This is a genomic window from Streptomyces sp. NPDC057854 (assembly GCF_042797055.1).
Lineage (GTDB): Bacteria > Actinomycetota > Actinomycetes > Streptomycetales > Streptomycetaceae > Streptomyces.
Genome location: NZ_JBHVMF010000018.1, coordinates 112216 through 125378, shown reverse-complemented (window position 1 = coordinate 125378; position 13163 = coordinate 112216). Strand labels below are relative to the sequence as shown.

16 protein-coding genes are annotated in these 13163 nt (G+C 73.5%); 11 read left to right on the top strand and 5 right to left on the bottom strand.

Features of this window, described 5'->3' with window-relative positions:
* Positions 1 to 168 precede the first annotated feature (168 nt).
* The 5 genes from afsQ1 to ACFVQZ_RS25005 all read left to right on the top strand — a co-directional run bounded on the left by afsQ1 (position 169) and on the right by ACFVQZ_RS25005 (position 3878).
* Positions 169 to 846, top strand: a complete 678-nt coding sequence (gene afsQ1 / locus ACFVQZ_RS25025) for a two-component system response regulator AfsQ1 (RefSeq protein WP_383626212.1) — start codon at positions 169 to 171, stop codon at positions 844 to 846.
* Positions 843 to 2393, top strand: coding sequence for a HAMP domain-containing sensor histidine kinase (locus ACFVQZ_RS25020; protein WP_036416020.1), 1551 nt, complete (start codon positions 843 to 845; stop codon positions 2391 to 2393). The genes afsQ1 and ACFVQZ_RS25020 overlap by 4 nt, the downstream gene beginning before the upstream one ends.
* Entirely contained in the window at positions 2390 to 2992 is a 603-nt protein-coding gene (locus ACFVQZ_RS25015) for a hypothetical protein (RefSeq protein ID WP_036416019.1), read from the top strand. The genes ACFVQZ_RS25020 and ACFVQZ_RS25015 overlap by 4 nt, the downstream gene beginning before the upstream one ends.
* Before the next feature lie 39 nt (positions 2993 to 3031).
* Complete coding sequence (locus ACFVQZ_RS25010; protein ID WP_030496873.1) at positions 3032 to 3580, top strand: VanZ family protein; 549 nt, start codon at positions 3032 to 3034, stop codon at positions 3578 to 3580.
* Positions 3581 to 3671: 91 nt separating this feature from the next.
* A complete protein-coding gene (locus ACFVQZ_RS25005; RefSeq protein ID WP_030496872.1) occupies positions 3672 to 3878 on the top strand; it encodes a PspC domain-containing protein in 207 nt (68 codons plus the stop codon).
* A gap of 67 nt (positions 3879 to 3945) precedes the next feature.
* On the opposite strand, the gene ACFVQZ_RS25000 is transcribed toward ACFVQZ_RS25005, so the two are convergent.
* Both ACFVQZ_RS25000 and ACFVQZ_RS24995 read right to left on the bottom strand, forming a co-directional pair.
* Positions 3946 to 4329, bottom strand: coding sequence for a hypothetical protein (locus ACFVQZ_RS25000; RefSeq protein WP_030496871.1), 384 nt, complete (start codon positions 4327 to 4329; stop codon positions 3946 to 3948).
* Between the two features lie 184 nt (positions 4330 to 4513).
* Positions 4514 to 5668: an adenosine deaminase gene (locus ACFVQZ_RS24995; RefSeq protein ID WP_030496870.1), complete on the bottom strand. Its 1155-nt coding sequence runs from the start codon at positions 5666 to 5668 to the stop codon at positions 4514 to 4516.
* A gap of 106 nt (positions 5669 to 5774) precedes the next feature.
* On the opposite strand from ACFVQZ_RS24995, the gene ACFVQZ_RS24990 reads away from it, so the two are divergent.
* Together ACFVQZ_RS24990 and ACFVQZ_RS24985 are read left to right on the top strand one after the other, a co-directional pair.
* Entirely contained in the window at positions 5775 to 6548 is a 774-nt protein-coding gene (locus ACFVQZ_RS24990) for a GNAT family N-acetyltransferase (RefSeq protein ID WP_383626207.1), read from the top strand.
* 88 nt (positions 6549 to 6636) lie between these two features.
* Positions 6637 to 7416 (top strand): alpha/beta hydrolase, encoded by a 780-nt coding sequence (locus ACFVQZ_RS24985; protein WP_081959456.1) that lies wholly within the window; start codon positions 6637 to 6639, stop codon positions 7414 to 7416.
* Here the strand turns inward: ACFVQZ_RS24985 and ACFVQZ_RS24980 are convergent, their stop codons facing one another.
* A complete protein-coding gene (locus ACFVQZ_RS24980; RefSeq protein ID WP_030496867.1) occupies positions 7417 to 8394 on the bottom strand; it encodes a LysR family transcriptional regulator in 978 nt (325 codons plus the stop codon).
* A 62-nt stretch (positions 8395 to 8456) separates the two neighbouring features.
* Here ACFVQZ_RS24980 and ACFVQZ_RS24975 point away from each other — a divergent pair, with 62 nt between their 5' ends.
* From ACFVQZ_RS24975 to ACFVQZ_RS24965, 3 genes are all read left to right on the top strand, one after another.
* Complete coding sequence (locus tag ACFVQZ_RS24975; protein WP_383626203.1) at positions 8457 to 9719, top strand: MFS transporter; 1263 nt, start codon at positions 8457 to 8459, stop codon at positions 9717 to 9719.
* A 101-nt stretch (positions 9720 to 9820) separates the two neighbouring features.
* Positions 9821 to 10528, top strand: a complete 708-nt coding sequence (locus ACFVQZ_RS24970; protein WP_383626200.1) for a L,D-transpeptidase family protein — start codon at positions 9821 to 9823, stop codon at positions 10526 to 10528.
* Between the two features lie 81 nt (positions 10529 to 10609).
* A complete protein-coding gene (locus tag ACFVQZ_RS24965; RefSeq protein ID WP_030496864.1) occupies positions 10610 to 11581 on the top strand; it encodes a sigma-70 family RNA polymerase sigma factor in 972 nt (323 codons plus the stop codon).
* 4 nt (positions 11582 to 11585) lie between these two features.
* On the opposite strand, the gene ACFVQZ_RS24960 is transcribed toward ACFVQZ_RS24965, so the two are convergent.
* A complete protein-coding gene (locus ACFVQZ_RS24960; protein ID WP_063835360.1) occupies positions 11586 to 11885 on the bottom strand; it encodes an STAS domain-containing protein in 300 nt (99 codons plus the stop codon).
* Between the two features lie 18 nt (positions 11886 to 11903).
* On the opposite strand from ACFVQZ_RS24960, the gene ACFVQZ_RS24955 reads away from it, so the two are divergent.
* Positions 11904 to 12557 carry an HAD family hydrolase gene (locus tag ACFVQZ_RS24955; RefSeq protein ID WP_030496862.1) on the top strand — a complete coding sequence of 218 codons (654 nt, stop codon included), beginning with the start codon at positions 11904 to 11906 and terminating at the stop codon, positions 12555 to 12557.
* Here the strand turns inward: ACFVQZ_RS24955 and ACFVQZ_RS24950 are convergent.
* Complete coding sequence (locus tag ACFVQZ_RS24950) at positions 12550 to 13140, bottom strand: Uma2 family endonuclease (protein WP_030496861.1); 591 nt, start codon at positions 13138 to 13140, stop codon at positions 12550 to 12552. The genes ACFVQZ_RS24955 and ACFVQZ_RS24950 overlap by 8 nt on opposite strands.
* Positions 13141 to 13163 lie beyond the last annotated feature (23 nt).

Below are 13163 nucleotides of genomic sequence, written 5' to 3'. Positions count from 1 at the left end.
CGCCCCCTTGTCGGTCGGAGTCTGTGTCTCGGTCCGTGTGCCAAGAAGCTTGCCCGGCGGACATCATGGCGTTGTCCGCCGACTGTCACAGCCGTGTCACAGGGCCCGTCGCGGAAGCGCGCCTCCGAGCGGTCGATCTCCGACGGCGCATGAGCCAGAATGACCTCCGTGCCTTTTCTGTTGCTGATCGAGGACGACGACGCCATCCGCACGGCCCTCGAACTCTCCCTGTCCCGGCAGGGCTACCGGGTGGCCACCGCCGCGTCGGGCGAGGACGGCCTGCAGCTGCTCAAGGAGCAGCGGCCCGACCTGGTCGTGCTCGACGTCATGCTGCCCGGCATCGACGGGTTCGAGGTGTGCCGGCGGATCCGCCGCACCGACCAGCTGCCGATCATCCTGCTGACGGCCCGCAGCGATGACATCGACGTGGTGGTGGGCCTGGAGTCGGGCGCCGACGACTACGTGGTGAAGCCGGTGCAGGGGCGGGTGCTGGACGCCCGGATCCGGGCCGTGCTGCGGCGCGGGGAGCGGGAGTCGACGGACTCGGCGACCTTCGGTTCGCTGGTCATCGACCGGGCGGCGATGACGGTGACGAAGAACGGGCAGGACCTCCAGCTGACCCCGACGGAGCTGCGGCTGCTGCTGGAGCTGAGCCGGCGGCCCGGACAGGCGCTGTCCCGGCAGCAGTTGCTGCGGCTGGTGTGGGAGCACGACTACCTGGGCGACTCGCGTCTGGTGGACGCGTGCGTGCAGCGGCTGCGGGCGAAGGTGGAGGACGTGCCGTCCTCGCCGACCCTGATCCGCACGGTGCGGGGCGTCGGTTACCGGCTGGACGTCCCTGCGTGACGAAGGGGAACAGGGGGGTCGTCGCCCGGCTGCGGCTGTCCAGTCTGCGGCTGCGGCTGGTCGTGGTGTTCGCGCTGGTGGCGCTGACCGCCGCGGTGTCGGCGTCGGGGATCGCGTACTGGCTGAACCGCGAGGCGGTGCTGACGCGGACCCAGGACAGCGCGCTGAACGACTTCCGGTCGGAGATGCAGAACCGGGTGGCGACGCTGCCGCTGCGGCCGACGCAGGAGGACCTGCGGCGCACCTCGGAGGAGATGACCGCGGGCGGCGCCGGCTACCAGGTGCTGCTGCTGGGCGAGCGGGCGGCGGGGAAGCCGATCGTGGGCGCCTCGGACCCGGACGTGTTCACGCTGGCCGACGTGCCGGTGACGCTGCGGGAGGCGGTGGACACGCGGCGCCCCGTGACGGACGCGAACCCGTACCCGTACCACCTGTTCTGGCAGCGGACCGAGCGGGGCGGGACGCCGTACCTGGTCGGCGGGACGCGGATCGACGGCGGCGGGCCGGCCGGTTACATGTTCAAGTCGCTGGCGGCGGAGAAGGCCGACCTCAACTCGCTGGCCTGGTCGCTGGGGATCGCGACCGGTCTCGCGGTGATCGGGTCGGTGCTGCTCGCGCAGGTGGCGGCGACGACGGTGCTGCGGCCGGTGCGCCGGCTGGGCGAGGCGGCCCGGCAGCTCGGCGAGGGCAAGCTGGACACCCGGCTCCGGGTCACCGGCGCCGACGAACTGTCGGACCTGTCGCGCACGTTCAACAGCGCGGCCGAGAACCTGCAGAAGAAGGTGGCGGACATGAGCGCCCGGGAGGAGTCCTCCCGGCGGTTCGTCGCCGACATGTCGCACGAGCTGCGGACGCCGCTGACCGCGCTGACGGCGGTCACCGAGGTGCTGGAGGACGAACAGGACGCCCTCGACCCGATGATCGCGCCGGCGGTGGCGCTGGTGGTCAGCGAGACCCGGCGGCTCAACAACCTGGTGGAGAACCTGATGGAGGTGACCCGCTTCGACGCGGGCACCGCCCGGCTGGTCCTGGACGACGTGGACATCGCCGACCAGATCACCGCGTGCGTCGACGCGCGGGCGTGGCTGGACGCGGTGGAGCTGGACGCGGACCGCGGCGTGGTGTGCCGGCTCGACCCGCGCCGGCTGGACGTGATCCTGGCCAATCTGATCGGGAACGCGCTGAAGCACGGCGGTTCGCCTGTGCGGGTGTCCGTGCGCACCGAGGACGGTCCGGACGGGGAGGAGCTGGTGATCGCGGTACGGGACCACGGGCCCGGCATCCCGGAGGAGGTGCTGCCGCACGTCTTCGACCGGTTCTACAAGGCGAGCGCCCAGCGGCCCCGGTCGGACGGCTCCGGGCTCGGTCTGTCGATCGCCATGGAGAACGCGCTGATCCACGGCGGGACGATCTCCGCCGCCAACTCGGCCGGCGAGGACGGTGCCGTGGACGGCGCGGTGTTCACGCTGCGGCTGCCCCGGGACGCGTCGGCGGTGGCCCGCGCGCTCGGCACCGGTTCCCGGCAGGGCAAGGGGGAGGACGAGTGAGGCTGCGGACGGTGGCGGCGGTGGCGCTGGCCCTGCTGGCGGCCGGCTGCGGGATCCGGACGACGTCGGTGCCGGTGGACGCGGGCGCGGCCCCGTCCCGGGTGCCGTGCAACGTGCCGGAGGCGCCGGCGTCCTCGCAGGGGGTGCCGGTGCGGGCGTTCCTGGTGTGCGGCTCGCAGCTGGAGCCGGTGGACCGCAGGTCGCCTCAGCCGGAGGACAAGGCGAGCGGCGATCCGGTGCGGACGGCGTCGGCGCTGCTGGCGCAGCTGCTCGCGGAGCCGTCGGAGGCGGAGCGGCAGGCCGGTTTCACCACGGCGGTACGGGCTCCGCTGGCGGTGGCGGGCGGCCGGGCGGGCGATCCGGAGGGCGCGCTGCGGCTGAGCCGGCAGCCGGAGGACCTGGCGCCGGCGGCGCTGTCGCAGCTGGTGTGCACCTTCGCGGAGAGCTCGGCGGGCGCGGGCGGGCACACGGTGCTGCTCGGCGGCCCGGGGGCGTACCCGCCGAAGCGCTACCGCTGTACGACGGAGCTGCGGGAGCGCCCGGAGTCGGCGCCTCCGACGGCCCCGGCGCCGTCCGTGCCGGGGACGCCGGCGGGCTGAACCGGAACCGTTCCCGGCGCGGACGGCGTCTTGGGGGGCGTGCAGCGTCAAGGTTCGGGCGGGAACGCCGCCGTGGTCGTCCGCGTGACCGGGTTCGTGCTCCTGGTCGCGCATCTGCTGCTCGTCGCCTGGGTGGGGCTGCTGCCACGGGACGTGGCCTGGGTGACCGCCCCGAACACGGTGCCGCTGGCGGGGCTGCGCGCCGATCTGGCGCTGGGGCCCGCGGAGGCGGCCCGGCTGATCGCCGAGGGTCTGGTGCTGCTGGCCCCGCTGGGGGTGCTGCTGCCGATGTGCGACGGGCGGCTGCACGCGTCGGGGTGGGGGTCGCTGACCCGGACGACGGCGGCGGGGGCGCTGGTGTCGCTGGCGCTGGAGCTGCTGCAGACGGCGGTGCCGGGGCAGGTCGTGGACGTGGACTCGGTGTTCCTGAACACGCTGGGGGTGGCGCTGGCGCACCTGCTGGTGGTGCCGGCGGTACGGGCGCGGCTGCGGCGCCGCTCCTCCGGAGGTCGTACGCGGGTCGTGACCGGGAACGACGCGGATCAGGGTCGTACCCCTAGGATTCCCAGGGTTCCGATCGCCCGGTAGACCGATGTCGAAGGCGGGCCCCTCCCGGCACCATGGAGTCATCGGGAGCCCGGTGGAAGTGGCCTCCCGAACCGACGAAGGAGGGCCCACCATGGCCGCACTTGTCCGCCCGCGTGAAGGCCGGATGCTCGGCGGGGTGTGCGCGGCGCTCGCCCGGCGTTTCGGCACCTCCGCCACCACGATGCGCGTGATCTTCCTGGCCTCGTGTCTGCTGCCCGGTCCGCAGTTCCTGCTCTACGCGGCGCTGTGGCTGCTGCTGCCGGGCGAGTCGCGGGCGAAGGCCGGCGCGGCCTGGTAGTCCGCGGGGACGCCGAAGGGGCGCGGACCCGGATGTCCGGGTGCGCGCCCCTTCGGCATGGGCGGGGTCAGCCGATCGGCAGGCCGCCGGCACCGAGCGGGAGGCCGCCGAGCAGGCCGGTGGCGGCGCCCAGCGGGGTGGCGCCGAGGGCGCCGGCGGCGGCGTCGGTCGGCAGGTTCTGGGTGGCCTGGCCGGCTGCCTGGGGCAGGGTCTTGACGCCCTGGTCGAGGCCCTGGCCGAGCGCGCCCTGGCCGGCGGCGAGGGACTCGCCGGCGCCGTCGGGGAGCGTGGTGAGGCCGTCGCCGAGCGGGGCGAGCTGGCTCACCGTGCCGAGCGCGTCGACGCCGTCGAGCGCGGGGACCGGGGCCGCGGAGGCGGTACCGGCCGCGGCGGCGGCGAAGGCGGCACCGAGGGCGGCGACACCGAGCTTCTTGGCGGCAGACTGCTTCATCTGAAAATCATCCTTGGCTTGGGGGGCTGAGCTTCGGGGCATCAGGAAAGAAATCCGGAACAGGGGAATCCGGACATGCAGGAGCTCCGCAAACTAACCGCCCCGGCCGCGCTCCGCAAACACCGGGTGACCGCCGGGTGTCGCCCTGCCCCGGCGGTCACGGCGCTTGCCCGCGCCCCGGATCTCAGCCCTCGTGGCCGGAAGAAGCGCTGGTCGTGGCGGTCTGCCGGAAAAGCCACTCGGATTTCAGTTCGGCATATCCGGGCTTGATCACGTCATTGATCATCGCCAGTCGTTCATCGAAAGGAATGAACGCTGATTTCATCGCATTGACCGTGAACCACTGGATGTCGTCGAGCGTGTAGTCGAAGGCGTCGACAAGGAGCTCGAATTCCCGGCTCATGCTGGTGCCGCTCATGAGCCGGTTGTCGGTGTTCACCGTCGCCCGGAAGTGGAGCCTGCGGAGCAGCCCGATGGGGTGCTCGGCGTACGAGGCGGCGGCGCCGGTCTGGAGGTTGGAGGTGGGGCACATCTCCAGCGGGATCCGCTTGTCGCGGACGTAGGCGGCGAGCCGGCCGAGCCGCACCTCGCCGTCGCCGCCGACCTCGATGTCGTCGATGATCCGGACGCCGTGGCCGAGCCGGTCCGCGCCGCACCACTGGAGGGCCTGCCAGATGGACGGCAGGCCGAACGCCTCGCCGGCGTGGATGGTGAAGTGGTTGTTCTCCCGCTTCAGGTACTCGAAGGCGTCGAGGTGGCGGGTGGGCGGGTAGCCGGCCTCGGCGCCCGCGATGTCGAAGCCGACGACGCCGTCGTCCCGGTAGCGGTTGGCGAGTTCGGCGATCTCCAGGGCGCGGGCCGCGTGCCGCATGGCGGTGAGCAGGGCGCCGACCCGGATCCGGTGCCCGGCCGCGCGGGCCCGCCGCTCGCCCTCCCGGAAGCCTTCGTTGACCGCCTCCACCACCTGCTCCAGGGTGAGGCCGCCCTCCAGGTGCTGCTCGGGGGCGTAGCGCACCTCGGCGTAGACGACGCCGTCCTCGGCGAGGTCCACGGCGCACTCGGCGGCGACCCGGAAGAGCGCCTCGCGGGTCTGCATGACGGCGCAGGTGTGCGCGAAGGTCTCCAGGTACCGCTCCAGGGAGCCGGAGTCGGCGGCCTCGCGGAACCAGACGCCGAGCTTGTCGGGTTCGGTCTCGGGCAGCTTCGCGTAGCCCTGCTCGCGGGCGAGTTCGATGATCGTGCCGGGGCGCAGTCCGCCGTCGAGGTGGTCGTGGAGCAGCACCTTCGGGGCACGGCGGATCTGGTCCGCGGTGGGGACGTGGGATGTCTGGCTCGTCATTGCCGCACTCTAGCCCCTACGCGCGTAGAACGCGCCCTGCCGCCGCCGGGTCCGCGGCGGCCTTTTTCCGATGCGCGGGCGGGCGCCGCCCGCCTAGGCTCGGGCCATGAGCCCGACCGCGTACGCCGCCGAACTCCCCCGCATCCACGCCTTCGTGTCCGCCTTCACCCGCCGGCAGGCGGCGCGGACCGTCGACTTCCCCGGCGGCTTCGCGGCCCTCGACGACACGTACGCGCTGTCGCGCGGCGACAACCACCTCCTGGTCGACGGGCCCACCGACCCCGAGGCCCTGCCCGGCCGCGCGGACGCGCTCCTGGCGCACCTCCCGCACCGGGCGGTGTACGTGCTCGACGAGACGACCGCCGACGCCTGCGCCGCACCGCTGGCCCGGGCCGGGTACACCTGCGCGAAGGTGCTCCTGATGCGCCACACCGGCCCGCTCCCGGAGCGGGGCGGGGCCCGCGAGGTGGACCTGCCGGCCCTGCGCGAGCCCGTCGCCGAGAGCTGGCGGCGGTTCCTGCCGGACCAGCCGGACGAGGTGATCCGGCAGCTGGTCGAGCGGCGGGCGGCCCGCCGCCGCGGCGCCGCCGACGTCCGGTTCCTCGCCTCCCACGACGCGTACGGCCAGGTGGCCTCCTGGGCCGACCTCTATCTGGACCCCGCCTCCGGGACGGCCCAGATCGAGGACCTGGTGACCGCCGCCCCGCACCTCGGGCAGGGGCACGCCGGCGCGGTCCTGGACACGGCGCTGCGGATGGCCGCCGACGCCGGGTGCGGCACCGTCTTCCTGGCGGCGCTGGCCGACGACTGGCCGCGCCACTGGTACGAGCGGCGCGGCTTCGTCCCGGTCGGCGCCATCCACTGCTTCGAACGGGCTTAGGCGGCACGGGCGTTCGCTCACCGGACGATACGTAACAGAGACCGCGCGTACGACTGCCGTACACCTCCGCTTCTGAGACTGTTCTGTCATGGCGCAGTACGCACTCGTGGGGACTGCCGACGGCCGGAGACCCCGGCTCGGTCGGCCTGTCGGGGTTTCGCGGTCCGCGGCGGCGGTGGGGGGCGTGGTGCTGCTCCTCCCCGACGGCGAGCCGGTGTCGGACCGCCGGGCGTCGGTACGGGCGCACGCCGCCGCACTGCCGCTCGGGCGCGAACTCGCCCGCGCGGGACGGTCCGAGGGGCTGGTCGCCCAGGTCGTGCGCTATCGCGGGCGCGGCTGGAACGGCACCGACGCGGAGCTCGCCGCCGACGCCTCCTGGGCCGTCGCCGAGACGGTACGGCGCCACGGCGACGTCCCGGTCTGCCTGGTCGGCCACGGCATGGGCGCCCGGGCGGCGCTGCGGGCGGCCGGGCATCCGGCGGTGAGCGCGGTCCTGGCGCTGGCGCCCTGGCTGCCCGAGGACGACGTGGCCGCCGAACCGGAGCCGGTCCGCCAGCTGGTGGGACGGCGGGTGCTCATCGTGCACGGCACCAACGACGCCCGTACCGACCCCGAACTGTCCTTCCGGTTCGCGGCCCGCGCCAAGAAGGCCAACCGCGACACCTGCCGCTTCGAGGTGCACACCGACGGGCACGGGCTGCGCCAGTACGCGCACGAGGTGCGCGCCCTCGCCGCCGACTTCGTGCTCGGCGCGCTCTTCGGCCGCCCGGTCACCCGCCCGCTCACCGACGCGATGGCCGCCCCGCCCCCGATCGGCCTGCGGATGCCGCTCGCGGCCGGCTTCCGGGCCGGCGGGCGACGCCCGTAGCTACTCCTCCCGCGGCGGGCGCGACTCCTTCGGCAGCAGCTGGCCGCGCCGGCTCAGCAGGAACTTCTTGAAGGCGGCCACCGGCGGCGTGTCCGGGTGGCCGTCCAGCCAGGCCACGCCGATCTCGCGGACCGCGCGCGGGGCGGTCACCGTCAGCTCGACGACCCCGGGGCGGGCCACCGCCGGCGGCGGCAGCAGCGCCACCCCGAGCCCGGCCGCGACCAGGCCGCGCAGGGTCTCGGCCTCCTCGCCCTCGAAGGCGATCCGGGGCGTGAAGCCGGCCTCCGCGCACAGGTCGTCGGTGATGCGGCGGAGCCCGTACCCCGGCTCCAGGGTCACGAAGGTCTCCTCGGCGGCCTCGGCCAGCCGGATCCGGCGGCGGCCCGCCAGCCGGTGGTCGTCCGGGACGACGAGCCGCAGCCGCTGCTCGTCCAGGCGCCGGCCGACCAGGTCGGGCGCGTCCGGCACCGGCGAGGTCAGGCAGAGGTCCAGCTCGCCCGCGCGGAGCCGCTCGATCATCGCCTCGCCGTAGTTCTGGACGAGGGTGAAGCGGACCTTCGGGTGGTCCACCCGGAAGGCCCGGATCAGCGCCGGCACGGTCTCCGAGCCCATCGTGTGCAGGAAGCCGAAGGCGACCCGCCCGGCCGTGGGGTCGGCGTCCGCCCGTACGGTGTCGGCGGCCCGCTCGACCTCCGCGAGGGCCCGTTCGGCGGCGGTGAGGAACCGGCGGCCCGCCGGGGTGAGCGCCACGGTCCGGCCGCGCCGGGCGAACAGCGCGACGCCGAGGTCGGCCTCCAGCCGGACGATCGCCCGCGACAGCGTCGACTGCGGCACGCCCATCTCGGCCGCCGCCCTGGTCACGTGCTCGTGCCGCGCGACCGCGGCGAAGTACGCGAGCCGCGGCGCGAGCAGCGGTCCCATGTCTTCTTCGTTACTGTTCGGTGACAGCCGCGGCTGTGACCTGTACTCATGCGCCATGGGAACGATTACAGCAGTTCCGTGCATTGGACGCATGAAGCCCGTCGGCCTACGTTCGGGGCATGCCTTCCGCCAGTACCGAGGCGGACGCCGCCACCGCCGCGTCCGCCGACACCCGCCTCGCCCCCGGCACCCCCGGCCACCGCCGGATGAGCCTCGCGCTCTTCGCCGCCGGACTGGCCGCCTTCGCCCTCCTCTACTCCACGCAGGCCCTCCTCCCGGCGATCTCCACCGAGTTCGGCGCCACCGCCTCCGCCGCCTCCTGGACCGTCTCCGCCGCCACCGGCGCGCTCGCCCTGTGCGTGCTGCCGCTCAGCGCGCTGTCGGAGCGCTACGGCCGGCGCACGATGATGACCGCCTCCCTCTCGGTCGCGGTCGGCGTCGCGCTCCTGGTGCCCTTCGCGCCCAGCCTGGAGGTGCTGATCGCGCTGCGGGCGGTGCAGGGCGCGGCGCTCGCCGGCCTTCCGGCCTCGGCGATGGCGTACCTGGCCGAGGAGGTGCGGCCCCGGGCGCTGATCGGCGCCATCGGCCTCTTCGTCGCGGGCAACTCGATCGGCGGCATGAGCGGCCGGATCGTCACCGGCTGGGTGGCGCAGCTGTGGGGCTGGCGCGCGGGACTGGCCGCCGTCGGCGTGACGGCGGTGCTGTGCGCGCTCGCCTTCCGGGCGCTGCTGCCGAAGGCCCGTCACTTCACCCCGGGCACGCTGAACCCGAAGGCGCTCGCCGCCACGGTGAAGGGGCACCTGGCGGACCCGCTGCTGGTGCGCCTGTACGGGATCGGCGCGCTGTTCATGACGGTCTTCGGCGCCGTGTACACGGTGATCGGCTACCGGCTCGCGGAGGCGCCGTTCTCGCTGCCGCAGGGCGTGATCGGCTCGATCTTCCTGGTGTACCTGGTCGGTACGGTGTCGTCGGCGGCGGCCGGGAAGCTGGTCGGCCGGCTGGGCCGGCGCGGGGCGCTGTATCTGGCGGTCTCCACCACCGCGGCGGGTCTGCTGCTCTCCCTCTCCGACACCCTGGCCGGGGTCCTGGCGGGCCTGGTCCTCATCACCGCCGGCTTCTTCGCGGGCCACGCGGTGGCGTCGTCCTCGGTGAGCCGGACCGCGAAGACGGGCCGCGCGCAGGCGTCGGCGCTCTACCAGTCCGCCTACTACCTGGGCTCCAGCGCGGGCGGCACGCTCGGCGCGCTCGCCTTCCACGCGGGCGGCTGGGCCGGGACCGTCGGGATCGGCCTGGTGGCGGTGGCCGGCGTCGTCTCGATCACGCTGTACGGGTCGCACAGCGCGCGCGTCGAGGCGCGGCGGATCCGCCCGGTGACGGTCTGAGCACGCCCGGGTGACCGTCTCGTCACGGTCCGGTCCCCGGTGCAACCGGACCCCTCCCCCGGTCGTCCCAAATATCAGGACTCAAGGGGGAGTTGACGATCATGAACGGATTCACGCACCGGGCGGGGAGGAGAGCCGGCATAGCCGCCGGCCTCACCTCGCTGCTCGTTCCCGCGGCCCTCGTGCTGGGCGCCGCACCGGCCCAGGCCGCCTCGTGCAACGTGACGACGGGCCCGTACCAGAAGCAGGTCGAGAAGTTCCTCGGCCGCACCGTCGACGGGCGCCAGTCGCTCGGCGACTGCCAGGCCATCCAGGCGTTCCAGCGCAAGCACGGCATCACGCCGACCATGGGCTACGCCGGGCCGGTCACCTGGCGCACCATGAACACGATGATCCAGCAGAAGGCGGCCGGGAAGAACCCGAACAAGGCCGGCACGTGCCCCACCAACAAGGGCCGGATCGCCTGCGTGGACCTCACCCGCCAGCTCAGCTGGATCCAGGACGGCTCGCGCCTGAAGTACGGCCCGGTGCCGGTGCGCACCGGCAAGGACGGCACCGAGACCCGTACCGGCGCCAAGAAGATCTACTGGCGGAACATCAACCACTGGTCGACGATCTACCACGTCTCCATGCCGTACGCGCAGTTCTTCGACGGCGGCCAGGCGTTCCACTCGACCACCAAGTCGATGTGGAACCCGCCGGGTTCGGGCGGCTGCGTGAACATGCGGTCGGCGGACGCGAAGGCGTACTGGAACCTGCTGCGCAACGGCGACGACGTCTACGTGTACGGACGGAAGCCGGGAACCTGACCCCGGCTGTCGGTGCGCTGCGGTAGCTTCGCTCTCACCGGTGCCGAACGACGGCGCCGGTGAGGGGCGAGTGGGGACGCGATGGGTGAGACCGCCGTGGTGACGACCGATGAACTCGACAAGTACCGGCGCGAGCTGACCGGTTACTGCTACCGGATGCTCGGTTCGTCCTTCGAGGCCGAGGACGCCGTGCAGGACACGATGGTGCGGGCCTGGAAGGCGCTCGACTCCTTCGAGGGGCGCTCCTCGCTGCGGTCCTGGCTGTACCGGATCGCGACCAACGTGTGCCTCGACGCGCTGAACGCGGGGAACAAGCGGGCCAGGCCGATGGACCTCTCCGGGCCGACGCCGGTCGCGCAGGCGCAGCTCGTGAAGCAGCCGGAGATCACCTGGCTGGAGCCGATCCCGGACGGACGCGTCCTGCCCACCGCCGGCGACCCGGCCGAGGCGGCGCTGCACCGGGAGACGGTGCGGCTCGCGTTCGTCGCCGCGCTCCAGCACCTGGCGCCCAAGCAGCGGGCGGTGCTGATCCTGCGCGAGGTGCTGGCGTGGAAGGCCGCCGAGGTCGCCGAACTGCTCGACACCTCGGTCGCCTCGGTGAACAGCGCGCTCCAGCGGGCCCGGGCGACCATCGCCGAGCAGGCCCCGGCCGAGTCGGACGCGGCGGACCCGCTGGACGAGGAGCAGCAGGCGCTGCTGGAGCGGTACGTGGCGGCGTTCGAGGGCTACGACATGCAGGCGCTGACGGCGCTCCTCCACGAGGACGCGACCATGACCATGCCGCCGTTCGACCTCTGGCTGCAGGGCCACGACAACATCGTGGGCTGGATGCTGGGCGTCGGCGACGTGTGCCGCGGCTCGAAGCTGGTGCCGACGGTCGCCAACGGCTCGCCGGCCTTCGCGCACTACCACCCGGACCCGGAGGGCGGTTACAGCCCGTGGGCGCTGATCGTCCTGGAGCTGCGGGACGGCAAGGTGGCCGGGATGGACTTCTTCCTGGACACCCCGCGCTGGTTCCCGCTCTTCGACCTGCCGGAGCGGCTGGAGGCGTAGCCCGTCACAGCACCTCGTCGAGGCCGGTGAGGCGGAGCAGGGCCGTGAGGTCGGGTCCTGCTCCGTCGAAGGCCAGCCGGTGGCCGTGGCGGCGCGCCGTGAGCGCGAGCCGGGCGAGGGCGTCGACGGCCGCGAGGCCGTGCGCCTCCGCGGGGATCCGGCAGCGCACGTCGCCGGGGGGCGCCGCGGCGAGCGCGGCGCAGAGCCGGGCGACCTCCTCGCGGGTCGGCCGGGCGGGCAGGGTCACGACGAGCGGCTGACTGGTGTCCACGAGGGGATGACCGCCGGGACGGCCGGAACTCATCGCGTTAGTCTCACGATCATGACTTCTCACCCTGTCGAACTGGTGATCTTCGACTGTGACGGCGTGCTGGTGGACAGCGAACGGCTCTACTGCCGGGTGGACCGGGAGGTCTTCGGGGAGCTGGGCGCCGAGTTCACCGAGGCCGAGCTGGTGGAGCACTTCGTGGGCTCGCCGGTCGAGGTGTGGACGGCCCTCGTCGAGGAGCGCCGCGGCCGGCCGCTGGAACCGGGCTGGCAGGAGCCGTACCGGATCCGGTACGAGACGGTGTTCGACGCCGAGCTGACGGCGGTCGAGGGGGTGACCGAGGTCCTGGACGCGCTGTCGGTGCCGTACTGCCTGGCGTCCAACGGCAGTCACGCGGAGATCCGCCGCAACCTGACCCGCACCGGCCTGCTCGACCGCTTCGAGGGCCGGATCTTCAGCGCCCGCGACGTGCCGCGCGGCAAGCCCGCCCCGGACCTCTTCCTGCACGCGGCGGCCACCCTGGGCGTCCCGCCGGAGCGGTGCGCGGTCGTGGAGGACAGCCCGTACGGCGTCCGTGCGGCCCGCGCCGCCGGCATGCGCGCGTACGGCTACACGGGCGGCCTCACCCCGGCCCACCGCCTGGAGGGCCCCGGCACGGTGACCTTCACCGACATGCGCGAGCTGACGGGGCTGCTGGGGGTCAGCTGACGGGGAACTCGGCGGTGTCGAGGGTCAGGTCGAAGGGGGCGGGGAGGTGGATCTTCCCGCCGAACGGGGCGGCGCTCAGGACCCGGTAGACGGAGTCCTTCGGCTCGCCGTAGAGGGTGACGGTGGGGCCGCCGGGGGCATGGCGGTCGATGAGGAGGTAGAGCGGTACGCCGGCTTCCGCGTAGACGGCGGCCTTCGTGATCCGGTCGGTGCTCGCGTTCGACGGCGAAGTGACTTCGACCACGAGTTCCGCGGCCGTGGCGGGAATGAGATGGCCGGGTCCGTCCAGTTCGTCCAGCGGAGCCACGAGGAGATCGGGGATGAAGGCGCTCATGCGGCTCGCAATCGAGACGGACTGCGTCTGGTAGACGCCCCAGTCCTCGGGGATGACGGTCGTGAGCCGCCGCAGAACCCGGTAGGCGATGCTGTTGTGTCGTGCGGATGGCGTGGGTGCCACGGTGATGATCCCCTCGATGATCTCCACCTTGCAGCCCTCGGGCCAGTCCATCGACTCCCAGCGACGGACCAGGTCCTCCCAGCCGTTGCCCGCGTCGGCGTCGGGCTCGGCAGCGAGTGCGCTCATGGTGTGCTCCTCAATCGGTCGTC